We start from the raw sequence: 22,698 nt of genomic DNA, 5'->3' as shown, positions 1-22,698 counted from the left end.
TCTCGGATATGCGCTCATTTCGCGGCGCGGGGCGCGATGATGACCGAAAGCGCGATACCAACGAGGGTGGGCGATGTCATATGTGACCACGGCGCCGGGCTTGTTGACGACGGCGGCGACGGATTTGGCACAGATCGGTGAGGCACTGCGGGCCGGGAATTTTGGGGCGATGTTGCCGACGACCGAGCTGGCGGCGGCCGCCGCTGACGAGGTATCGGCGGCCATCGCGGCGTTGTTCGGCACGCACGGCCTGAAGTACCAGGCGGCGGCGGTTCAGGCGGCGTCGTACTACGAGCAGTTCCTGCAGAACCTGGGCGTCGCCGCGACGTCGTACACGGGTGCGGAGGCCGCGGCCGCCGACGCACTGGGTGCCCTGGATTCGGTTGTCGCGAACGGGTTTCAAACCCTCTACGGTCCGATCCACACCGCCGGCGACCTGTGGATAGCCAGCCCGCTGGGGCAGACGCTGGACCCGGTCATCAACGCGCCCACCACCTTGCTGTTCGGCCGCGGGTTGATCGGCCACGGCGCCCCGGGCACCGCGGCCCATCCCACCGGCGGGAACGGCGGAATCCTGTTCGGTGACGGCGGCACAGGTTATTCCCCGACAGCGGGCAATGTGGCAGGCGGCAATGGCGGCAATGCCGGCTTCATCGGCAACGGCGGTGCCGGCGGTGTCGGGTTCGGCACCGGGGCGGGCGGTACGGGCGGTGTCGGCGGCTGGCTGATGGGCAACGGCGGTCTCGGTGGCGCAGGTGCGACCGGAGGCAGTGGCGGGCAGGCGTTGTTCTTCGGCAATGGCGGCGCCGCCGCACCCGGCGGGTTTGCCGGCCGTGGCGGGTTGTTCGTCGGCGTGTCGGGCACCGGTGCGCTGCCGACCGCCGGGCCAGGCACGCTCATCCAGATTGACTTCGTGCGCCATGCTCAGTCGATCGCCAACGCGCAGGGCTGGATCGACACCGCGGTCCCGGGCGTGTCTCTCACCGCCCTGGGTCAGCAGCAGGCTCAGGCGATCGCGAATGTCCTTCAACCGCAAGCAAATTACGCCGGGATCTTCTCCTCCGAGTTGCTGCGCACACAGCAGACGGCGAGTTATCTGACCGCGAACCCGCAGATACTTGCCGGCCTGAACGAGATCAACGCCGGCATTTACGAGGGCCTCCCGCAGATCAGCCCCGCGGGCATCCTCTACCTGATGGGACCCATCGCCTGGACGCTCGGCTTCCCCTTGATGCCGATGCTGGCGCCGGGTTCCACCGACATCAACGGCATCGTGTTCAACAACGCCTTCAATCAGTCGATGCAGACGATGTACAACACCGCGATGGCCAACCCGATCGTCTCCCCGGTGACAGGTCACATCACCGACGTGGCCTACTCGAGCGCCTTCACGATCGAGGTCGGCACACTGATGAACGTCAACAACCCGAACCCTTTACTGCTGCTCACCCATCAGCTCAACAACACCAGTGTCGTTGTCGTGCAGGGTGATCCGCAGGGCGGCTGGAACCTGGTCAGCTGGGACGGTGTGCCCGTGGGGCCGGCGAACCTGCCGACCAAGCTGTTCGTCGACGTCCGCAACCTGATCGTGCCCCCGCAGGTCGCGGTGTGGAATGCGGTGGGGGGCCTGCTCTCCGGCGACCCGACCACGTTCGCTATCGCGCTGCGTGACGGCATCGAAAGCGTCGGGACCGCAACGGCGAACTTCCCGCTGGCGGTGGCCGAGGACTTCATCGACTCGTTGACGCACCCCAGCATCAGCGGCCTGACGGGGCTACCGGTCCCGGTGTGAAATGTGTTGGGGCTCGGTCTCTTGGGGCTCAGTTCGTTGGGGCTCGGTCCGTTGGGGCTCAGTCCGTTGGGGCTCAGTCCGTTGGGGCTCAGTCCCTGATCCGGGTGAACACCTGATCGTAGGGGCCGCCCTTGCATGCGCTGCCCGTGACGTCTTCCATGCCGTGGCCGGACAGCGACGTGATCGGGTCCTGGGCCGGCTTGGGCAGCGGGAACACGCCGGTCATCCGGACGCGACTCGTTCCGCCGACCGGACAGGGGGCGTCCTCCTCGGAGTTCTCCGTCCACGCGTTGTTGGCGAAGATGAACAGTTGATGGTCGGTGAAGTCGGTCAGCACGAAGCGGCTCAGGCAGCGGTCCCCGGCGCGCAGACAGAACGTGTCCACGCTGAAGTCCTGGTCACCCAGCTTGGGTTGGCCGTTTGCCGTCGTCACTCGCGAGCGGTAGAAGCCGCGCAATCCCAATGCCGGTGATGCCACCCGCGCCGGCAGCCCCGCCGGGTCGGGCAGGCTGGCGATGTCGGCGTCACCCGTCCGGCTGAACGTCACACTGCGTTTGCTATAGCACTTGACGGAGTCGTCGATCCATTCACCGGCCAGGCTGCCGTCCGGGCGCGGCAGCAGATAGATCCAGTGCCACTCTTCGATGTCCTCGTTGCCGCATCGTTCGGTATCCAGCGCGACCGCGATCCAGCGTCCGTTGATGTCGTCGAAGACCAGATTGGTTGGGTGCTTGAAGGATCCCGAACTCCTCGCCGCGGTTGCCACGCATCCTTTAGGGCCGCATTCTGACCGCAGTTTCCACGTTTCCTGGCCGGCCGGCTCCATGCCGGGTTCCGGCTTACCGTTCAGGCCGATGCTGGGCCCGAAACTCAGGGTGTAGGTGCCGGTGATGGGTCCCGAGTTTGCCTGCGGAGTACTGGCGGTACCGGACTTCTTGTCCGGGATCAACGCGAGGCCGGCGACGAGGGCGATCACCGCGATGACCGCCGCGATACCGCTTGCCAGCAGGATCCGTCGACGCTTGGGGTTCGAGGACCTGTTAGCGGGTGCGCTTGCGCTGCCGAGCGGGCGGGCAGGGGCGGCCGGAGGCGGGACCTGGCCGGGTGGTGGGCCGGCGGGAACGTCCGGACCCCGCGGGGGCACGTACTGCCGGTACTGGGTCGCGTCGGTGTTGGACACCGGCGCGGCGGGATAGTAGTTCCGCGGCACGCTCGCCTGACCCGACACCACCTGGGTGTTGTGCTGAATCGGCTCGGCGCCCGGGGGATAGCCGGGCACCTTGGCGGGTTGAGTGACCGCAGCCCGGGCCGCGGTCGCCATCTCGACGGGAGTGGCATAGCGCTGCTCGGGATTCTTGGCCATCCCGATCGCGATCACGCCGTCGAGTTGTATCGGCAGGCCTTTGCGCAATGCCGTGGGTCGCGGCGTCGGCAAGCCGAGGTGGCCGCCGATCTGCTGTTCGATACTCGTCCCGGGGTACGGCTGGCTGCCCGTCAGACACTCGTGCAGCACACACGTGAGGGCGTACGTGTCGCTGCGCGGGTCCGCCTGGCCCTGGCTCAGCCGTTCCGGGGCCATATAGGCCCAGGTGCCGATCACGCTGCCGGTGTTGGTCATCCGCGATTCACCCGCCGCGCTGGCGATACCGAAATCGATCAGGTACGCGAAGTCATTGGGCGTCACCAGGATGTTCGACGGCTTGACGTCGCGGTGCACAAGTCCGATCTGGTGCGCGGCGTGCAGCGCCGAGGCGATCTGATCGATGATCATCACTGCCCGTGCCGGATCCATGACTCCGTCGGCAATGATGCTCTGCAGGTCGCGGCCGTTGATCAGGCGCATGTCGACGTAGAGGCGGCCGTCGATTTCCCCGAAATGGTGAATCGGGATGACGTGCGGGTCGTTCAGCCCGGCCGCGGCCAGCGCCTCCCGGCGAAACCGCTGTACGAAACTCGGGTCGCTGGCCAGATTCGCCGCCAGCACCTTGACGGCGACTACGCGCTGAGTCTCGGTGTCGAAGGCTCGCCAAACTTCGCCCATGCCACCGCGGCCAATCAGCTCGATCAACCGGTATCGGCCGAATGGCGTGCCCTCGTCGTCCACAACTCTCCCTGCACCAAACGTCACGATCCTGCGAACAGATTGAAGCCGCAAAGTGAACCGGCCGAGCCATGGCCGAGGGAACTCAGAGAATAGTCATATATTTCACACACGTGTCGTATCAGCCGCAGAGCGACTGGTCCGATGCCGGCACCACCTGCAGGTGGCGCCTCGAGCGGCGGCGGCTGATCCGCTCACCAGCCGCTCCGGACCGAACCCCGGGACGCTGCGACGCTGACCAGTCCGCCAAAGAGACGGCCACCTCGGCCGCGTGCTCCTCGTCGGAGCCGATGAAGTCGTCGATGAGGCGAGTCACCGTCTCGCTGCACTCGGTGTGGGGATGGTGCGCAACGCCGGGGATGATGTGCAGCCGGCTGTGCGGCATCGCCTCGTGGGCGGCGTGCGCGTGGGCGACCGGGATGACGGGGTCCGCGTCGCCGGTGATGATGAGCACCGGGCGATCGGCGTTGAATTGCAGGCGGTTGAGTGCGCAGACCGCCTGTCCGCTGCCGTCGACGACGGCGCGCAGGGTGCGCAGGAACGCCTGCCGGTTCTCCCGGTTGGACAGTGCGGCATGCGCCTCCCAGTGGTGGCTGAGGTCCGAGTGGTTGCCGAGCGCCGCGAGCGCCATGCGCGCTTTGATCACCGGCTTCGAGGACGCCAGTTGCAGCAGCATTCCCGAGCCGGGCAGCGACGCCAGCCGCAACGCCGGGTTGACCTCGTTGCCCAGGCCGCCGCTGCTGATCAGGATCAGCCGTTCGCAGTAGTCCCGGTGCTGGTGCGCGAACTGCATCGCGATACCGCCCCCCAGCGAGTGGCCGACGATCGTCACCCGCGGCACACCGAGTGCGTCGAGAAGATCCCGCAGCCACACCGCGAAGGCGCCCAGTGAGTAGTCGCCGCGCGGCTTGGCGGTCTGGCCGTGGCCCAACAGGTCCGGGGCGATGACGCGATACTTCTTGGCCAGGGCCGGGATCATCTCGCGCCAGTTGTTCGAGTTGCCGCCCATTCCGTGGATCAGCAGCAGTACCTCGCCGGCACCTTCGTCGCGGTATGCGACCCGGTCGCCGTGCAGTTCGATGGTTCGGAGAGTGGTCATGTTGGCCTGCTTGGTCACTTCGGTGTGGACGGATATTTCCTGGTGAAGTGAGTCTGTGGGGCAGGCCTTGTGCCTTTCTTGCGTCCTTCTAAAAGCTTTCTAGCCGATCCGGTCGAGGTAGCCGCGGCGCTGCTGGGCGTCGAAGTGGCCGGGCGGCTCATTACGGGTAGCAATCCGTTTCAGGCGTTGCATCAGAGGCTCGGGAGTCACTTCTTCGATGGCCCCGAACGGCGCCAGCCACCATGGCACGGTGATTTCCCGCCCCGGCCGCCGGGCGCTGTCCGCAATCGCCGTGGCGATCTCTTCGGGTTGCCGGGTGGGCAGCAGATCGAGCGACACGCCTGAGGTCAGGTCGGTGTGCACGGCCGTCGGCATCAGCGTGGTGATGGTCACGCGGGTTCCGGCGATCTCGGCGCGCACCGCGCGCGAAAGTGCCGCGACCGCATACTTGGTCGCGCAGTAGACCGACATTCCCGGTGTGGTCACCTTGGCCGCCATCGATGCCACGTTGACGATGTGGCCGCGATCGTGGGCAAGCATCGCGGGCAGGAATTCGTGCATTCCGTTGATGACGCCCACCAGGTTCACCGCCACTTCGCGGTGGTATGCCGACAGCTTCTGCTCGGCGAAGCGGCCCATGTGCTGGATCCCGGCGTTGTTGACCAGCATCGAAACCGGACCGTTCGCGGACGCGGCGCGGTGGAACGCGGCCACGCTGGACTCGTCGGTTACGTCGAGATGTACCGCGGTGGCGCCGATTTGGTGTGCGGTGCGGTGGCACTCGTCCACATCGAGATCACCGATCCACACGGTGGCTCCACGCGCTGCGAGTTCTGCGGCGGTAGCGCGGCCGATACCCCGTGCGCCGCCGGTCACGCACACGACGGCACCCTCGAGGGTGATCATCGCTGCGAGTTCTCGTCGGCGAATTCCCGCAGCGCGAAGTAGGCGATGAGCCGGACTTCGCCGTTAGGCATCGTCAACAGTGCCCGCCCCAGGTAGAGGCCGGGCAGCAGTTCCACTATCTCGTCACGGGTCCGCTTGATCGGGAATGTCCGCACGCTGGGATTGCGGTATTCGTCGGGGCTGTAGTCGAGTGCGCGCACCGTGTTGTACGGCGATATGGCGGCGGTCTCGATGCGGTGTGTGAAGCCGAAGCCCACCATTTCGGGACCGACCCGGCGCAACCCCCGGTAAAGCGGGGCGATCACCGGCATCGCGTACCTCGCCAGCGGGGCCAGCCGGTTGAATCCGGTGTCCCCTTCGAATGTCTTGCCGCGCCAGGTCGGGTCGATCTTGAGCAGCGGGTTGGCCAGGTACGCCTCGGGAATGCCGAACAAGTTGCCCACGATCAAGCCTTCCAGCGCGCCGTGCGGCCCGTCGGGGGCGTCACCGCGGGCGAACAGAGCAGCCAGCTGATCCCGCCGGCCGGCGTGGCCCAGCTCCCGCAGGTAGTCCCAACCCTGACGGCGCGCCAGCGCGGGTGCGGTCTGTGCCAGCTGCCGAAGGTCGCCAAGTACCGAAGTCTTGAGTTCAGTGGTTGTGCCGGGTCTCGCCATGTGTCCCTCCGGTCTGCCAAATTCTGGTACGAATCAGTGCCAAATATCTGGTACGAAAACGTGCCAGACTTAGCCGGTGTTGTCAACGCCTGCGAGGATCTGACGGTGTCCGAGTCACCTCAGCGGGCCTACGGTGGGCAGTCCGCGACCGAGCGCCGCCGGCACCGACGGCGACGGCTGCTGGACGCGGCGGTCGACGCGATGGCGCGCACCGAGTGGCGCACAGCAACGGTCGACAAGCTCTGTGCCGCAGCCGGTTTGAACAAGCGATACTTCTACGAGAGCTTCGATGACGTCGACTCGCTGGCCGCTGCGGTAGTCGATGACATCGCCGATGAAGTGCGAACGGCCACCCTGGAGGCCGTGGGGGCGGTCATCGAGCAGCCGCTGGAGGTTCAGGCGCTGGCGGGAGTGGCCGCCGCCGTCCGTGCGCTGGTCGATGATCCCCGGCGGGCGCGCATCCTGCTCGGCGGCGTCGCTGCCTCACCCGCACTTCAGGCCCATCGCACCACGGTGATGCACCGGCTGACCGACGTGCTGATCGGCCACGGTCGCGCGGTCCACGGTGTCGAGCTGGAAGCGGATCCGCTGGCCAAGGTGGCGCCGTCATTCATCGTCGGTGGGACGGCCGAAGCGATCCTGGCCTTCGTCAACGGTGACGTGGATCTGCCGGTGGACGAGTTGATCGGTCAGCTCGCCACGCTCTGGCTGATTACCGGCAACGGTGCCGTGCGGGTGGCTCGGGCGCGGATGACGTAGCTGCGGTGACCAATCCGGCTGTCTAGCTTGGCTATTGATGCGCTCGTTTGCTGCCGTAGCTGTCGGCAGCCAGAAGTTGTCAGACCCCGCTGGGAGGATGGGGTTATGTCGGTGACGGCCTCGGCGGGCTCTTTTCAGAGGCCTGCGGTGAAGCGTGTGGATGTGTTGTTTGAGGAGTTGGCGGAGTTGGCGGGGCAGCGCAACGCGATTGATGGGCGGATTGTGGAGATCGTCGCGGAGTTGGATCGTGACGGGTTGTGTGGGATGACGGGGGCGCGGTCGGTGGCGGCGGTGGTGGCGTGGAAGTTGGGGTGTTCGCCGGCGAACGCGCAGACGGTGACGGCGGTGGCGCATCGGGTGGCGGAGTTTCCGCGGTGTGTGGCGGGTTTGCGGGAGGGGCGGTTGTCGCTGGATCAGGTGGGGGTGATCGCGGCGCGGGCCGGGGACGGCTCGGATGCTCATTATGAGCAGTTGGCGCGGCATGCCTCGGTCAATCAGCTGCGCACCGCGATCAAGTGTGAGCCGCGTCCTAAGCCTGATCCGCGCCGGCAGCCGGCGATCGTCAAGACCGCCACCGAGGAGTCCACGTGCTGGCGGATCACGTTGCCGCGCACCGAGGCGGCGACGTTTGAGGCGGCGCTGGGCGCGCATCGGGAGGCCTTGGTCGCCGAATGGAAGAGTGATCGCGCCGCACGCGGTGAGTCGGAGTCCGCACCGCCGATGCCGGACACGCTGGATGCGTTCTTGCGGCTGGTGGAGGCGGGCTGGGATGCCGAGGCTGCCGCGCGTCCGCACGCCGCGCACACCACGGTGGTGGTGCACGTCGATGTCGACAAGCCCGCGGGCGCGCTGCACCTGGGCCCGTTGTTGAGTGAGGGCCAGCGCCAGTACCTGAGTTGTGATGCCACCTGTGAGGTGTGGTTCGAGCGCGAGGGCCGGCCGATCGGGGCCGGGCGGACGACTCGCACGGTCAACCGGCGGTTGCGCCGCGCGCTGGAACACCGCGACCGCTGTTGCGCGGTGCCCGGTTGCGGGGCGACCCGCGGCCTGCACGCCCATCACATCCGGCACTGGGAGAACGGTGGCCCCACCGAGCTGATCAACCTGATCCTGGTCTGCCCGTATCACCACCGGTTGCATCACCGCGGGGAGATCACCCTCTCCGGTGACGCCGAGCATCTGACCGTGACCGACCGCGACGGCGACGTCCTGCGCCCCGGGTCCCTGGCCCGCCCACCCACCAGCACCCCACCCCAGGTCCCGCCCTACCGCGGGCCCAGCGGCGAACGCGCCCAATGGAAGTGGTACACCCCCTTCCAACCCCAACCACCACCCACCGAGAACTAAAGCCGATCTGTCAGCCACGGGTCGAGGCTGAAACATGTTGCGGTGCGGACGTCCTCGTCTAAGGTGCCTGCTGCCGACCTACGGTGTCTGCCGTCAGCGCAATCCGGATCATCAATGTCGGCAAGCCAGGTCCGATGTTTGCCGAACTGGGGCAGTGCGGAATCCGCCAAAGCCCGCTTGAGTATCGCGCGCCCGAAATCGGATCAAATCCCAGTAGTGCAGTACCGAGGTTGCCGCCCCGTTGCCGAGCGACGATTCGTTCGTAGGGCGTGAGCAGGGTGCTCGAGCAGAGGGATACGCATGATCGATCCGACGGCGGCCACCGCGTGCGAAACACTGAGACCGAGGGGCCCGAACCCGCCGCATTCACATTCGCCCAAACTCGTGCAAGGCATCGAATTCGCGTTCTTTCGCCGACGAGCGATGAAAAATTGGATCGGACGGTACGGCAACGTCTTCGGAATCAACGTTCCTTTCTTCGGCCATACCGTTATCGTTTCGGACCCGGCCCTGGCGCGGTCGGTGTGCACAGCCGGCACCGAGCAGTTGGTCAACGTCCAGCCGAACCTGAGCAATCTCTTCGGCCCCGGATCGATATTCGCCCTCGACGGTCACCGACATCACGATCGACGGCGGCTGCTCGCGCCGGCATTTCACGGCACGAGGCTCAAGCACTACGAGCGCCTGATCGAGGACGAGGCGCTGCGGGAAAGCGCGAACTGGCCGGAGAACAAGGAATTCCGGATTCTCGAGCCGATGAACAGGATCACTCTGAACGTCATCCTGCGAATCGCCTTCGGCACTGACGGCACTGACGGCCCTGACGGCACTGACGGCACTGACGGCACTGACGGCACTGACGGCACTGACCGCCCTGAGATGGCGGAACTTCGCCGGATCATTCCGCGCTACATGAGACTCGGCCAACTCATCGCGTTCGTGCCACCCCCGCGCTTCTGGCCCGGACGCCAAAGCCCTTGGAGCAGAATGCACCGCAGGACATTCGACCGGATCGTGTTCACGATGATCGACCGGGCCCAGGCGGACCCATGCCTGGACGATCGGACGGACATCCTGGCCCTATTACTGCGTGCCAGCCGTGACGGCGGCACCGCGATGTCGCGGCGTGACATCTGCGACGAACTGCTGACGTTCATCAGTGCGGGTCACGAGACAACGGCGTCAGCGCTGGGCTGGATGTTCGAGCGATTGCGCCGGCACCCTGACGTGCTGGCGGATCTGGTCGCGGAGGTCGACGAGGGCGGCAGCGACCTTCGGCGGGCCGCCATTCTGGAGTTGCTGCGGGTACGCACGGTCCTCGATGTGGCCGGTCGCCGGGTACGCGCGCCGTACTTCGAGCTTGGCGGGTGGCGGATTCCGCAACACCGCACGGTATTGGTGCGAATTGCCGATCTGCATCAGGACCACGAAATATATTCGTGCCCTGATCAATTCGATCCTTATCGCTTCTATGGAAGCAAACCGCCGCCATCAGCCTGGCTGGCGTTCGGCGGTGGAGCGCGGCGGTGCCTGGGCGCTGACTTCGCGCTCACCGAGATGGACGTCGTGCTGCGGACAGTCCTGCGGCATTTCCGGATCCAGACCGACGCCGCCCCCGACGAGAAGTCCCACTTCCGCGGGATCGCCCACACTCCGAAATCGGGCGCCCGCATTGTCGTGAATCGCAGAAAGTAGCCTCTGATGTCAACTCAAGTGATCCGTCCAATTCAGGCACAACGGTTCGATGTTCGCTGCAATGTCGGTGACGCCATCGTGGCGAACCTCGCGGCCCACATGATCTTCTTCTTCGAACGGCGTCTGGACACGCGCGCGCTCGCCGACGCGTTCGCGGAAGCGCTCACGAAACTGCCGGTCTTCGCCGGACGAATGACCATCGTCCGCGGCAGGATGCACATCCGGTGCAACAGCCAAGGTGTGCCCTTCACCTCTGTGTCGTCGGACCGCACGCTTGCTGAGGCGGTCCGTTCGGTGACCCAGGACAACGGGGGATGGCTCATCGACTCCGTAAACGGCGTCACGGCCCGGTGGGGTCTGGGCCCGGTATGCAAGGTACGTGTCACGCACTTCGCCGACGAGGCGACCGCGATCGGTTTCTCATGGCACCACGTAGTAGGTGACATGCAGACGTTCATGCACTTCATGAACGCGTGGAGTGCCGCCGCAGCGGACAAGCCACTTAGTCGACCGTTGATCGTCGAAGACCGCGCCGCCTACCTGGACGAGCATCTGCCCGCCGACGGTGCCCGGGAGCCCGGGGTGCGTTGTCTCGGATTGGCGGAACTCGCGCGTAGTGCGGTCTACCTGGCCAAGGATGCGCACAAACAGCGCACCCTCACGCTCTACTTTGGAGAAGACGAAATCGCCCGCATGCGCGACGTCTTCGCTGAAGAGCTGCGATTGTCTGCCAATGACGTTGTCTGCGCGCAGATTTGCGAAGCGCTGATGATGGCGGAGCCCGCGATGGATCGTCGCACTCTGGCGATTGTGGTAAACGCGCGGAATCGTTGTGGCCTCGATCCGATGCTGGTCGGCAACATCGTCACGACGCTGAACCTGGACCTGCGCAGTGGCGAGCCTGCCGGTTCTCTGGCAAGACGCATTCGCCACAACGTGAACCGGTTCGCCGATGAACACTGCGACATGCGGATCAACCAGCAATTCCTGGACGATGCCGGCCCATGGCGGGCCGCTCGCTGTGTAACCGCCAACTTCAATCCGGCGCAATGGAATCCGCTTATCTCGAACGTGAGTGGCTTCGGTGTTTATCGCATTCGGTTCGAGGACACCTTCCCGTCCTACTGCACGACGGTGATGCAGTTACCGGTAGCGGGGGGCGGTATCTTGATGGACGGGGCGGGCGGCCGCGGACTGGTCTTCCAGATGGCATTGCCGCCGAACGAGTTTCAGGCCATGTCGAGTCCGGCGATTCAGGAACACCTGCACCGGTTCCGGATCGTCGGCGACGACATCCCGCCCGTGCACCGTGCGATTCACGCCTGAGGCGGCGGCCCGCATCAACTGCTGCGCAACACCTCGACAGTCTCGAGTCGGCGCGAATAGATCACGGGGTACGCCGCGGCGGACAGCATCAGCACCGCAACCGCAGCCACCCCCGTCCGTAGCGGCGTCTGCAGCACACCCCACTCGATTCTGATGCCGTAGTACACCGGTGAACCCAGCGACCACAGGTACGTGAGACCCACGCCGCCGAGCACAGCGACGACAGCGACCAGCAAGCCGAGCAGGCCGGCGTTGGCGAGGATGACGGCCTGCTCTTGCCCGGTGGTCACCCCGATCGCGCGCAGCGCGGCTCGTTCACGTTTGCGTTGCACCAGTCCCAACACGAACACATTCAGTACGCTCAGGCCGGCGGCGGCCATCACCACGTACCCCCCGATCGTGAACGGCTCCAGGAAGCGGGTGATTCCGTTGGTGGCCACCGCACGCCAGCGCTCGTTGTCGTACACCCACAGGCCGGCGCCGAGGCTGACGAAGTCGCCGCGGTGATAAGTGGCCTCGGCCGCCGAGGAATATGCCACCGCGATCTGATCGCGCACGGCGGCCCAATCGGCACGCGCCAGGTTTTCGGACACCAGCGCGATGTCACCCAAGGCCGCGTCATTGACCATCCGTGGCCGGAATGTTCCGGCGACCAGGTAGTGCTTCGGGCCTTTCACGGTAGGCAACTCGACGATGTCGCCCGCGGCAACGCCGAGCCGGCTGGCGGCGATCTCGCTCAGCCCGACCTCCCCTGCCCGCAGCCCCTCCCAGAATGCGTCGCGGTCATCGGTCGGCTCGTACTGTGCCTGGCTGTACCAATCGCCCGGCGTGACCCCGACGACCAAGCGCGACAACGTTCCCGACGCGATCGTTGATCGCCAGCGGGTCGAGACGCTCCGACCGTCGGCGGCGCCGGTCACCAGCTCGAACGTGTCGTCCGAGAGCTGCCCATCCCGCTGATCCAGCACAGATTGGGCAGAAATCAACAGAGCCGAAGGCAGTCGGTCGGCCTTCTCCGCGGCGATCTGGTCGGTGCCGAGCAATTGCATGGCGTGTGACCCGATTGCCAAGCTGGTGCCCTCCGCCAGTAGTGCCGCGGAGCAGGCGAAAAGCAGCGTGTAGCGACGAAAGTCCGCGCCCAGCAGGCGGCCGATCGCAGGACGCGCGACTGTGAGTGCGTCGATCAAGAGTCCGGCGGCCCGCGGGGCAACCCACACCGTCACCAACACCAGTCCGCAAAGACCTACGGTCATCCCGTTGATGCCGACGTTCAGTGGCAGCGAGCCGCGTTCGAAAACTTTCAGCACAACGACGGCACTGGTCATCAGAAGCGCCCCGACAACCAGCGGCCAGAGCGGGATGGTCCGCGCCCGCTGTATGCCGCCGACGGTCGTCATCGATGCCAGGGGTCCTTCGCGAAGCAGCTTGGTCGCGGGCCCGGCCATCGCGAGCATTCCGCAGACGACCCCCGCCGCCGCGCCGATGGCGATCAAGTTCGGCGTGAAGTGCGCCGTGATGGTGCCACCGGAGCCCGCCAGCATCGATCGTCCGAAAGTTTCCACCAGGTACGTTCCGAGCAGGAAACCGCTTGGCACGCCACATAATCCGCCCAGCAGTCCCACCACGGCGCCTTCACAGAGCATGCCGCCGAACAAGCCGGCCGGTTTCGCGCCGATAGCGCCGATGGTGCCCATCACCGCGCGCCGGTCCTCCACCGCCAGCAGGATGGTGTTCACGGCGATCAGGACCCCGATGATGATGCCGGCCAGCACGGTGAGGTTGAAGCTCTGTTTGCCGTTCTCGAACACCGCCGGTAGCTGCGGTCGCGGCGGCCCGGCCGTCGCGACGCCGGCTATGGCGCGGTCCACGTCGGCGGTGACCTCGCTGCCGTGTCTGGGTACGACGAACGCGGCCGTGACGTACCCGGGTGCTCCGACCAGACGCGCCGCTAGGTCCGTGGAAGGAGCCAACAGCACGTAGCCGTCGTTGATGTCCTTGACGCGGTCGAACTCCGGAAACGTCCAACCCAGGTGGGCGGCACCGGGGGGCAGTCCGGGGATGTGCAGCTCGTCACCCGGTTTCAGGCCGTGACGCTGCGCGATCACCGCCGGAACCTGTAGCGGCACACCAGGTCCCGCGGCAGGTTCGGCATCGTGGGCGCGTCGCTCACAATCGAACGAGCCGACCAGCAGCTCGATCTGGCACGAGCCGCCGAGCACGAAGAAGCCGTGGGCACCGCCGGCTGCATCCACGGGGGTCAGACCGGCGACGACCGGGATCACCGCGGCCGCTCCTGGCACGTCGGCGCGCAACCGGTTGACCGTCTCGACCGGCAGCCGGCCACTTACCTTCGGCGCAACCTCGATCACCCCGTTGTCCGCTGCGTGGGCGAGCGACGGGCCGAACGAGTCGAACGGGCGGACGAGTTCGGCTTTGAGTACCAGAACTCCGAGCACCACTGTCACGCCGAGCGCGACGCCGATCACGCTGAGCAGGGTGCGGCGCCAGTCGGCGATCAGGGCTGCGAGGTGGATACGCCGGAAGGACACCCATCCGGCACGCAGCCCTCGCATCATCGCTCCCCGGCGGGCGCGCCGGCTGCACGGGAACGCCCGTCGACGAGGTGCAGTTGCCGCGAGCCGTAGCTCGCCGCCGCCTGGTCATGCGTGACCATCACGACCGCCGCGCCGTCTTCGTCAGCCAGCGAGCGCAGCAGATCCAGCACCTCATTGGAGGACTGGCTGTCCAGATTGCCGGTCGGTTCGTCGGCAAGAACGATGGCGGGCCGGGCCGCCAGTGCGCGGGCCACGGCCACCCTCTGCATCTGACCGCCGGACAACTCGCCCGGCCGGTGCCGCGCGCGGTCGCCGAGGCCGACCCGCGCCAGCAGCTGCTGTGCGCGTGCGTCGGCCGATCGGGCCGGTACACCGTCCAGAACCAGAGGCAACGAGACATTCTCGGTTGCGGTCAACATCGGCACCAGGTTGAAGAACTGGAACACGAAACCGAGGTTGCGCCGCCGGAACGCGGCGCGCGCGCCGGCACTCATTGACCAGACGTCTCGGCCGGCCACCGCGACCGTCCCGCCGTCTGGTGCGTCCAACCCGCCGGCGATGTGCAGCAGGGTCGATTTGCCTGCCCCCGACGGCCCGGTCACCACCACGAATTCGCTCCCGCGCAGCGTGAAGTCGAAGTCGACGAGCACCTGCACCTGCTCATCGCCCCGCGAGTAGGTCTTGTGGACGCTTGTGAGCTGCAGTACCGGCTCCGTGGCGGCACCGCTGTGATCACTGCGCTGGTCGCGGATCGCATCAGAGATCATCTGAATCAGGCCTTCCCGTTCGGGATGTGACCGCCTGATCGTCGTCCCGGTCAGTTACGACCGTCTGAGTAGTGCACTACTGCAATCGCGCCGGTTTCTTCGGCTGCTCTACCCGCCAAGGAAGGGGTTGAGCACCGGCGGAATGATCTGGTTTCCGGTCACTCCGGTGAACCGGCACCAGATCTGCGCGGGAATGTTCAGCGCCTGATAGACGCCCGCACCGATCCAGGAGACGGGGACCTTCAACAGTTCGGGCACCGCGTCGACGATGTTCTGGATGGGCCCGTAGACCAGATAGGGGATCGTGGCCGCAACCGTGCGCGAGTCCAATACGTAGTTCGTCACGGGGTCGGGGTAACCCTGCGCGGCGAATGTGGCATTGAGGACGCTGAAGAGGTTGTTGCCGGGATCGACGTAGGTGTTGTCGAAGACCCCCGACGTCAGCGGTGCCCCCTGCATGTACGACGGCGGCGCCATATTGAACTGCTGCAGGATCGTCGGCGTCGTGCTGACGGTCTGCCAGGAATTGTTGATCCACCCGTCGCGCAAATCGTTGCCGGCCTGGTCGAAGATCAGGAATGTCGCTGTCTCACGCGGGGATTGGAAGCCGTGACCGCGGCCGAACTGGTCCGGTCCTATCTCGCCGTGATCGGTGACCACCAGCGTGGACCATTGCTCGCCGTAGTCCTGCTCCCATTGCGCGACCGCACCCAACAGGCCACCGCCGCCGATGGACTGCTTACCCAGGTTGTAGTCCAGGTTCCGGAGGGCCGCCGCGTACTGCGGTGAGTCGCCGCCGTACTGATGCGCGTTGTTGTCCACACCGGCGAAGGACGCGAAGATCAGATTGCCCTTGCTCGGGTCGGCGGCCAGGATCGCGGCCTGGGCCTTCTGGCCGACCAGGTTCTGCGTCGCTATCCAGTCCGTGTCGCCGGGGATCTGCGGGACGAACTCGATGTGGTCGGCGGGGAACGCACCGGCACCGGCGATTCGGGTGTTGATGCCGCTCGTGGTGCCCTCGCCGTTGGCGATCACCGTGGTGTTGACCAGGTCGCCCCAGGTGGCCTCGAGTTGGTTGTACACGGTCGGCCAGGTGTCGTACGTCCACGGGGTGAAGACGTTGTTGCTCACGCCGGCTGTCTCCATCCAGACGCCGGTCTGGATGGTCGTCCACGACGGGTTGGAGATGGTGGTGTGCCCGACGATCGTGGACGCGGAGGTGACGCTCTGTTGCATCAAAGCGTGGAAGTTCGGGGTGCCGGCCGGGTCGGCCAGGATGGCGGCCAGATTCGTGCCGTCGGTGCCGATCAGCAGGAAATTCATGTCGGGCGCCGTCGTGAGCAGAGCGAGCGCTTGTTGTTGCGACACCTGCAGAACAGCCGGATGATCTCCGACGCTGCCGGCGGCCCCGGGCACGCCGAAGAAGGACAGCGCCCGCCCACCCAGCCCACCGCTTCCGGCGGCGATGGGCCCCAGGCCAAGTCCTCCGATACCGCCGGCGCCGCCGTTGCCCAGCAACCAACCGCCGGTACCGCCGGTGCCGCCGGCGCCCCCGCCGATACCGCCCTCGCCGCCCACGCCCCCGTTGCCGATCAACCCGGCACTGCCGCCGCTACCGCCCCGCTGGCCCACCGCACCCGATCCACCCGCGCCGCCGTTGCCCCACAGAATCCCGCCGGGCGCACCGGCTTGCCCGGTGCCCGGCAAGCTGTCAGCTCCGTCGCCGATCAACGGGCGGCCCAACAGGAAGTTCGTCGGCGCGTTGACCGCAGCGAGGATGTCGTCGATCACCGCCGGACCGGCCGCCTCCGCGGTCGCGACGCGCAGTGACGCCGTGATCGCAGCCTCGGTGGTGGCGTAGGAGGTCTGGGCGGCGCTCAGCAACTGCGCGAACCGGGTCTGTGCCTGTGCCACCTGGCCGCTGACCGACAGATATGCCGACCCGTAGTCGGCGAACCATTTCGCTATGGCCGCCGATACCTCGTCCTCGGCGGCGGCCAGCAACTCCGTGGTCGGCACCGCCGCAGCGGAGTTGGCCCGGGTGACGGCAGCTTCGATGCCCGACACGTCGGCGACCGCCGTCGCGATCTCCTCAACCCCTGCGATGACAAAAGACATGCGACTTCTCTCCGCTCGGTGAGTGATCAGAGTCGGTGGCGACACGAGCATCTTGCCACAGCATCACCGCCGAGCCAGGGCCGAATTTCGCACTCTCACTGGCTCTCTGAGCCTTCGCGATCAGCCCAGCGCGGCGGCGGCTTCGGCCGCTTCGGCGAGGCCGCTGTCTGCCGGGATGCGGCTCATCGCCTCCACGAGAGCAAGGCCCGCGGTCGGTCCGCCCAGTTCGAAATAGTCCAGTGCACAACGTAATTCGAACAGGTTCGCGCCCTGGCGGCGGGCCAGCTGCAGGGCACTTTCAAGGTCGGCGCGCTGCGCCTCGGGGTCCGGCTGAAGCTGCGATCGAAGCCTGAGCAGTTCGCAATCATAAAAAGACATGCCGGTCTCGCGGGCCATCGCAAGCGCGGCGTCGAGCCGCGTGGTGTCCCGGTGTCCGCCGCCGATCATCACCCGGGCGAGCGCGCCCTCGAAGAACGTGAGGTAGACGTTGAGATCGGCCGAGCGCAATTCGTCGACCAGCGCGGCGATGTCCGCGATGCGTTCGTCGACCGCGGCCGATGGTCCGCCGATCGCTGCCAGGGCTTCCGCGACGGCCCGCTGAATCGTGCCGCGCAGCCGCCATTGATTGAAGCCGTGCCGCTGGGCGTCTTCGATCAATTCGACGGCCAGTGCCGCTGCGCGATCGAACTGACCGGTCTCGATGTGCACCCAGATCTCCACGAATCGCAGGTACGCCAGGCTGTAGGGGCCCTGCGGGAAACCCATGCCCTCAACCGATTGCGCGGCGCGCGCCAACTCCGCCTCGGCCGCGGGCAGGCTGCCCTGGACCAGCCGGACCAGAGCCAGGTGGATGCGCGCCGCCACGATCGGGTCTATCGGCAGGTAGCCCACGGTCTCAGTGCGCCGATTGGCGGCCGGGCCGGGGTCGGTCGCCAGCTCCAATTTCTCACGTGCATAAGAGAATTCGCCCCGCAAAAACGCCAGGACGCCGGCCCAGGCATCGGTGCGCGGCCACGATCCCGGCTGCCACTGATCCAGGGCGGCGCGGAGCAGTTCGAGTGCCTTCGTCGCGCGGCTGAGATCCGCGCGCCCCGTGTAGTAGCCGGTCAACACGCCCAGCGTGGAGAACAACTCCTCCGCGGTCGACGTCTTCCCCTGGTTGCTGACGGGCACGTCGGCTCCGATCAGTTCGAGGCACCGCTCCAGGTCCGGGGCCACCACGGGACTCGACGGACTGACCGCGCTTCCGGTGAGGAAACCCCGCCCCAACCGGAAAGCGATCTCGCGGCGGTCCCGGTCCGGGCTGGGCGGACACTGGTCCAGCTGCGCCAACGCCTGGCTCAGATGGGCGCGCGCCTCGGTCAGGGCGCCGCGGCGCCGCGCAGCTGCCGAGGCCTGCTGGTAGGCGGAGGCGGCGTCGTCGAAGCGGTCGGCCTGCCGGTAATGGCCGGCGACCAGGCCCCAGTCCGGCTCACCGCCGACGCTGCACAGGGCGTCGCCCACTCGGGCGTGCAGCGTCCGGCGGACGCTGGGGGGTGCCAACTCGATCGCGACCTCGCGCAACAGCTCATGGCGGAAACGCCACCCGTCGGTGTTCCACCGTTCCAGGACCTGCGCGTCCGCCAACTCGTCGAGGGCGCGCCGGAGATCCTCGGGGTCCGCCTCGGCGACGGCTGTCAGCAGGCCGGTGTCGATGTAGCGACCGATGACGGCTGCCGCTTCGACGACCGGCACCACCTCGGCACTTGCCCGCAGCCGGGCGAACAACGGTTCGTAGAGCGCTTCGGGCACGCCGACCTCGGTGATGCCGGATACCACCTGCTCGATGTAGAAAGGCACACCGTCACAACGGGATTGGACAGTGGCGCGCTCCTGCGGCGTCAGCCCCGGATTCAGTGCGACGATCAGCTCATCGGACTCCCGCTCCGTCAGGGGTTCCAGATCGAACACCGTCGCCCGCCAGCTGTCCGGCAACCAGCCCTTGTCTCGTCCCGTGACGACGAGCAGAACGCCTCCTCCGTGGAGCAGGCTGCCGAGCACCTCGAGGCTGGTGGCATCGAACCAGTGCGCGTCCTCCGCGATCACCAACCCCGGCGCGCCCTGCAGGCAGGCCAGCAGGTAGTCCCGCACCGCCTCGGCGATCAGTTCGTAAAGTTCGCTGCCTTCGTCGGCAGCGGCCTGATACCCGTGCTGCGCGTCGACGCCCAGCACCGGTGCCAGCAGGGGAACGAGGCGAACGGAATCCATTCCGAGCCTGGCCAATTCGGCCTTCAGCAGGGTGAGGCGCTCGGCCGGACCGGTGAGACGGCCGATGCCGCAATGCCGTTCGATCAGGGCACGCACCGGATACAGGCCGGCATCGGCGTGGAAGGGTGAGCCGATCAGCTCGACCACCGTGTTCCCGGATTGTTCTCCGACCAGCTCCTGGGCGGCCGCTGCCAGCCTGCTCTTCCCGATGCCGGGCTCACCGCAGAACACCACCGGTGCGCTCAGCCGGCCGGTTTGCGCCAGGCCCCAGCTGTTCTGCAGGTGCTGCCATTCGCGGTCCCTGCCGACGAGCGGGCCGGTGGCGGCCCGGGCCGGCCGGGACCGTTCGCCGACGACCCGGTGATGGTCGATCAAGCCTTCGACACCTTTGACCGGCGCGGCGGGCCGGGCCTCCAGGTCGAACGCGTCGTGCACCAGGCGGGCCACCGGTTCGGAGATGACGACCGCACCCGGCGGCGCCAGGCTGCACACCCTCGCCGCCAGGTTGGCGCCCAGCCCGTACACGTCAGCCGCGGTGGTGTCCAGATAGACCACACCGCGGTGCACACCGACCCGCACGCTGATCTCAAACCCGAAGCGCGCCTTCGCTTTCGCGCTCAGCCTTGGTACCGCACGGGTGATCTCCAGGCCGGCGAGTACGGCGCGCCGCACATCATCCTCGTGTGCGACCGGGTGGCCGAACACCGCCAGCAAACCATCACCCGCAGTCGAGCCGATGTGGCCCCCGAAGCGGTTCACGATGTCCAGCACCTGTTCGCGATACCGGCCGACAACCAAGCGGTACGTCTCTGGCTCGATCCGGGTCGATAAGGCGGTGGAATCCACCAGGTCGGCGAAAAGGATTGTCAGCCGCCGGATCTCGCCCCCACGAGACGGTGCGGCAAGCAGTTCCTCGGCGTCGGCATTGCCTTCGTCGGCGGCCAGTACCTGTCCGGCCAACGCCGTCGCCGCGGCGTGGTCACCGCTGCCGAGTGCCGCCACCGCGCGATCCAGCAGCGCGTCGATCAGTGCGGGCCCGTCCCGATCGTTCACGTGGCGTCACCCCCGACGAGCCAACTCGGTGCTATCCGGATTTATCTTCGCCGACGTCAACGCCTGCAGCAAACATTCTTTTGACGGCGCGCTACCGCGATTTCGTCCGCTTCCGGTGGGCTTTCCTGACCTGACCACCTGAGGGGTAGCCCAGCAGAACGGTCAGCGGTGCCGTGAGGCTGTGCAGGACAAGGCTTATCGTCACGGCCACCACGACCGCCTGAGTGATGACGGCACCTTGCTGAATCTCTCCGCGCTCGATCACGATCAGCCCCAGGACCAGCGTTCCGATTCCGCGCGGCCCGAACAACCCCATGAACAACGTGTTCCGCACTTTCAGGCGGCTGCCGAGCATGGCAGTCGCGACGGCGATCACTCGCACCACAATCACCGCCACGACGGCGAACAGCACCAGTCGCCAGTCGACCTCACGCCACACGGGTATCAGCGCGAACCCGCCGAAGAGGGCGAAGACGAGGAGTTCGAGGAGCTCGCCGGCCGCGTCCGAGACCTGGGTGGTTCTGTTGCTATCGCCGGCTTTGGACCACACCATCGCATAGGCCAGACCACCGGCGAATGCCGTGACGAAGCCACTGGCGTGCAGGCGCTCGCCGACGCCGTAGCAGATCAGCGCCAGTGACAGCGTGGCCAACTGGGCCCACGTGTCACTCATCCACCCGTGCTCCCGTGATCGGGAGATCACCGTCGCGCCGATCAACCCGATGCCGACGCCGACAGCCGCCGAGACGATCTCGGTGCGGAAAGCGAACCACGCCCAGTGTTCCGGCGCGTGATGGGCCCGGTCGGATGCCAGGGCCAGGGCGCCGAGCAGGGCCGCCAACGCGATGCCGTCGTTGAAGCCGCTTTCTGCCGCCAGGGCGTGCCGCACGTCCTCAGGTATGCGCCGATCCTCCAGGACGGCATCGATCAGTGCCGCTTCGGTGGGCACCACGATCACGGCCAGACACACCGCTTCCCAAAAGTTCAGGACCGGCAGGAGCAGAACCGCGACCAGGGTCCCGAGGGCGATCGCAATCGGCACTCCCACCACCAGCAGGCGCAGCGTCAAGCCTCCCCGGCGCAGCAGCGCCCGCGGGTCGAGCACCGACGCCTGGTTGAAGAGAATCACCGTCAGCGCCAACTGCGCGAGGGTGGTGAACACCCCGGTGCTGGCCTCGTCCTCGATCAGGTCGAAGCCGAAGGGACCCAGCGCGATCCCGAGTGTTGTGAAGATCAGCGCGGGAGCCACATACCAGCGCCGGACGAGTCCGGAGACGACCGCGTAGCACAGCACTGAGATCGTGAGAAGAAAGGCGGTTTGGGTGTTCACCGGCTACACCTCTGTCAGATCTGACTCGGCGACGAGTCGATACGGACCGCGACGACGCGGGGGTGGGCACGCGCAGAAATTTGGAGCCCCCTGTCAGGATTGAACTGACGACCGCTCGCTTACAAGGCGAGTGCTCTACCACTGAGCTAAGGAGGCCGGTAAAACCGGTGCCAGCCTAACGGGTCACGGCTCGCCGTCGACGATGCGTTGCGAACGCACCGGCCGTGACGAAGGCCGTGGCCGCCGCCCTGGCAGCGGGATGCGGTCGGCGATGCTGGACAGTGGGTTGACCACCATGGTCAGCGAGATGACAGCATCCTGCAGGGTGGCGATCGCGGGTTCCAGTGCCTCCATCCCGGGGGCGAGGCGTGCCAGCGTGTCGGCCACATCGGCCAGCTGCTCCAGCGGGCCGTTCTTGGCGGTGAGCTTGTCGACCAGACCGCCCTCGGACAGCAGCTTGTCGGCCAGCCCGTCCTCGGCCAGCACCCGCTCGATCATGCCGTCGGCCGCCAGCAGTTGGTCGGCCAGACCTCCGGGTTGCAGCGCGCGCTGCAGGCCGCCGCCCTCGGCGGTCAGGCGGTCGATCAGCCCGCCCTCTGCGGTGAGGAGATCGACCACGCCGCCCGGGCGCAGCATCCGGTCCATCGGACCGTTGGGAGCCACCGCGCGCCCCAGCGGCATGTCGTCGTCGAGTAGGCGCGCCAGCCGGTTGGCCCGGGCCAGTGCGTCGTCGATGCCCAGCATGTTGGCCATCGCATTGGAACCGCTCGGGCCGCTGGTGTCACCCAATGCCTGCTTGGCCAGGCCCACCGCCGCGCCGGCGAAGTTCAGGCTCGCCTCCGCGGCCGCGAGACCGGTGCGCGCGGGTGCGATGGCCAGCGCCACCAGCGTTTTGCTGAGGTTCATTCTCCGAGTCTATTCGCGACGCAGCACCGGACAACAACGCGCGC

General features: G+C 66.9%; 15 protein-coding genes and 1 tRNA gene. 5 read left to right on the top strand and 11 right to left on the bottom strand.

Annotation, left to right across the window (positions count from 1 at the left end):
* Positions 1–73 precede the first annotated feature (73 nt).
* Positions 74–1,792 (top strand): PE domain-containing protein, encoded by a 1,719-nt coding sequence (locus tag QXH22_RS30090; RefSeq protein ID WP_306277838.1) that lies wholly within the window; start codon positions 74–76, stop codon positions 1,790–1,792.
* A gap of 88 nt (positions 1,793–1,880) precedes the next feature.
* On the opposite strand, the gene QXH22_RS30085 is transcribed toward QXH22_RS30090, so the two are convergent.
* The 4 genes from QXH22_RS30085 to QXH22_RS30070 form a co-directional block, all read right to left on the bottom strand.
* Positions 1,881–3,896: a serine/threonine-protein kinase gene (locus tag QXH22_RS30085; RefSeq protein ID WP_306277837.1), complete on the bottom strand. Its 2,016-nt coding sequence runs from the start codon at positions 3,894–3,896 to the stop codon at positions 1,881–1,883.
* Positions 3,897–4,014: 118 nt separating this feature from the next.
* Positions 4,015–4,992, bottom strand: coding sequence for an alpha/beta fold hydrolase (locus QXH22_RS30080; RefSeq protein ID WP_306277836.1), 978 nt, complete (start codon positions 4,990–4,992; stop codon positions 4,015–4,017).
* 99 nt (positions 4,993–5,091) lie between these two features.
* Positions 5,092–5,898 carry an SDR family NAD(P)-dependent oxidoreductase gene (locus QXH22_RS30075; protein ID WP_306277835.1) on the bottom strand — a complete coding sequence of 269 codons (807 nt, stop codon included), beginning with the start codon at positions 5,896–5,898 and terminating at the stop codon, positions 5,092–5,094.
* Positions 5,895–6,551 carry a hypothetical protein gene (locus QXH22_RS30070; protein WP_306277834.1) on the bottom strand — a complete coding sequence of 219 codons (657 nt, stop codon included), beginning with the start codon at positions 6,549–6,551 and terminating at the stop codon, positions 5,895–5,897. The genes QXH22_RS30075 and QXH22_RS30070 overlap by 4 nt, the downstream gene beginning before the upstream one ends.
* Positions 6,552–6,656: 105 nt before the next feature.
* Here QXH22_RS30070 and QXH22_RS30065 point away from each other — a divergent pair, with 105 nt between their 5' ends.
* The 4 genes from QXH22_RS30065 to QXH22_RS30050 all read left to right on the top strand — a co-directional run bounded on the left by QXH22_RS30065 (position 6,657) and on the right by QXH22_RS30050 (position 11,678).
* A complete protein-coding gene (locus QXH22_RS30065) occupies positions 6,657–7,310 on the top strand; it encodes a TetR/AcrR family transcriptional regulator (RefSeq protein WP_306277833.1) in 654 nt (217 codons plus the stop codon).
* Between the two features lie 105 nt (positions 7,311–7,415).
* Positions 7,416–8,657 (top strand): HNH endonuclease signature motif containing protein, encoded by a 1,242-nt coding sequence (locus tag QXH22_RS30060; protein WP_306277832.1) that lies wholly within the window; start codon positions 7,416–7,418, stop codon positions 8,655–8,657.
* Positions 8,658–8,957: 300 nt separating this feature from the next.
* Positions 8,958–10,352 carry a cytochrome P450 gene (locus QXH22_RS30055; protein ID WP_371934353.1) on the top strand — a complete coding sequence of 465 codons (1,395 nt, stop codon included), beginning with the start codon at positions 8,958–8,960 and terminating at the stop codon, positions 10,350–10,352.
* A gap of 6 nt (positions 10,353–10,358) precedes the next feature.
* Positions 10,359–11,678: an acyltransferase gene (locus QXH22_RS30050; RefSeq protein WP_306277830.1), complete on the top strand. Its 1,320-nt coding sequence runs from the start codon at positions 10,359–10,361 to the stop codon at positions 11,676–11,678.
* A gap of 14 nt (positions 11,679–11,692) precedes the next feature.
* Here the strand turns inward: QXH22_RS30050 and QXH22_RS30045 are convergent, their stop codons facing one another.
* The 7 genes from QXH22_RS30045 to QXH22_RS30015 all read right to left on the bottom strand — a co-directional run bounded on the left by QXH22_RS30045 (position 11,693) and on the right by QXH22_RS30015 (position 22,654).
* On the bottom strand, positions 11,693–14,251 hold the full coding sequence (locus QXH22_RS30045) for an ABC transporter permease (RefSeq protein ID WP_306277829.1): 2,559 nt from the start codon (positions 14,249–14,251) through the stop codon (positions 11,693–11,695).
* Positions 14,251–15,000, bottom strand: coding sequence for an ABC transporter ATP-binding protein (locus tag QXH22_RS30040; protein ID WP_306247537.1), 750 nt, complete (start codon positions 14,998–15,000; stop codon positions 14,251–14,253). Before QXH22_RS30040 ends, QXH22_RS30045 begins: the two co-directional genes overlap by 1 nt.
* A 108-nt stretch (positions 15,001–15,108) precedes the next feature.
* A complete protein-coding gene (locus QXH22_RS30035) occupies positions 15,109–17,118 on the bottom strand; it encodes a PE domain-containing protein (protein ID WP_306277828.1) in 2,010 nt (669 codons plus the stop codon).
* Positions 17,119–17,238: 120 nt separating this feature from the next.
* Positions 17,239–20,418: an adenylate/guanylate cyclase domain-containing protein gene (locus tag QXH22_RS30030; RefSeq protein ID WP_306277827.1), complete on the bottom strand. Its 3,180-nt coding sequence runs from the start codon at positions 20,416–20,418 to the stop codon at positions 17,239–17,241.
* A gap of 91 nt (positions 20,419–20,509) precedes the next feature.
* Positions 20,510–21,748 carry a cation:proton antiporter gene (locus QXH22_RS30025; RefSeq protein ID WP_306247543.1) on the bottom strand — a complete coding sequence of 413 codons (1,239 nt, stop codon included), beginning with the start codon at positions 21,746–21,748 and terminating at the stop codon, positions 20,510–20,512.
* An 81-nt stretch (positions 21,749–21,829) separates the two neighbouring features.
* Positions 21,830–21,904, bottom strand: a tRNA-Thr gene (locus tag QXH22_RS30020).
* Between the two features lie 27 nt (positions 21,905–21,931).
* Positions 21,932–22,654, bottom strand: a complete 723-nt coding sequence (locus QXH22_RS30015) for a hypothetical protein (RefSeq protein ID WP_306247545.1) — start codon at positions 22,652–22,654, stop codon at positions 21,932–21,934.
* Positions 22,655–22,698 lie beyond the last annotated feature (44 nt).

This window comes from Mycobacterium sp. TY814 (genome assembly GCF_030755175.1).
GTDB lineage: Bacteria > Actinomycetota > Actinomycetes > Mycobacteriales > Mycobacteriaceae > Mycobacterium.
Note: the sequence above shows the minus strand (reverse complement) of the source record. Positions and strands in the feature narration are given on the sequence as shown.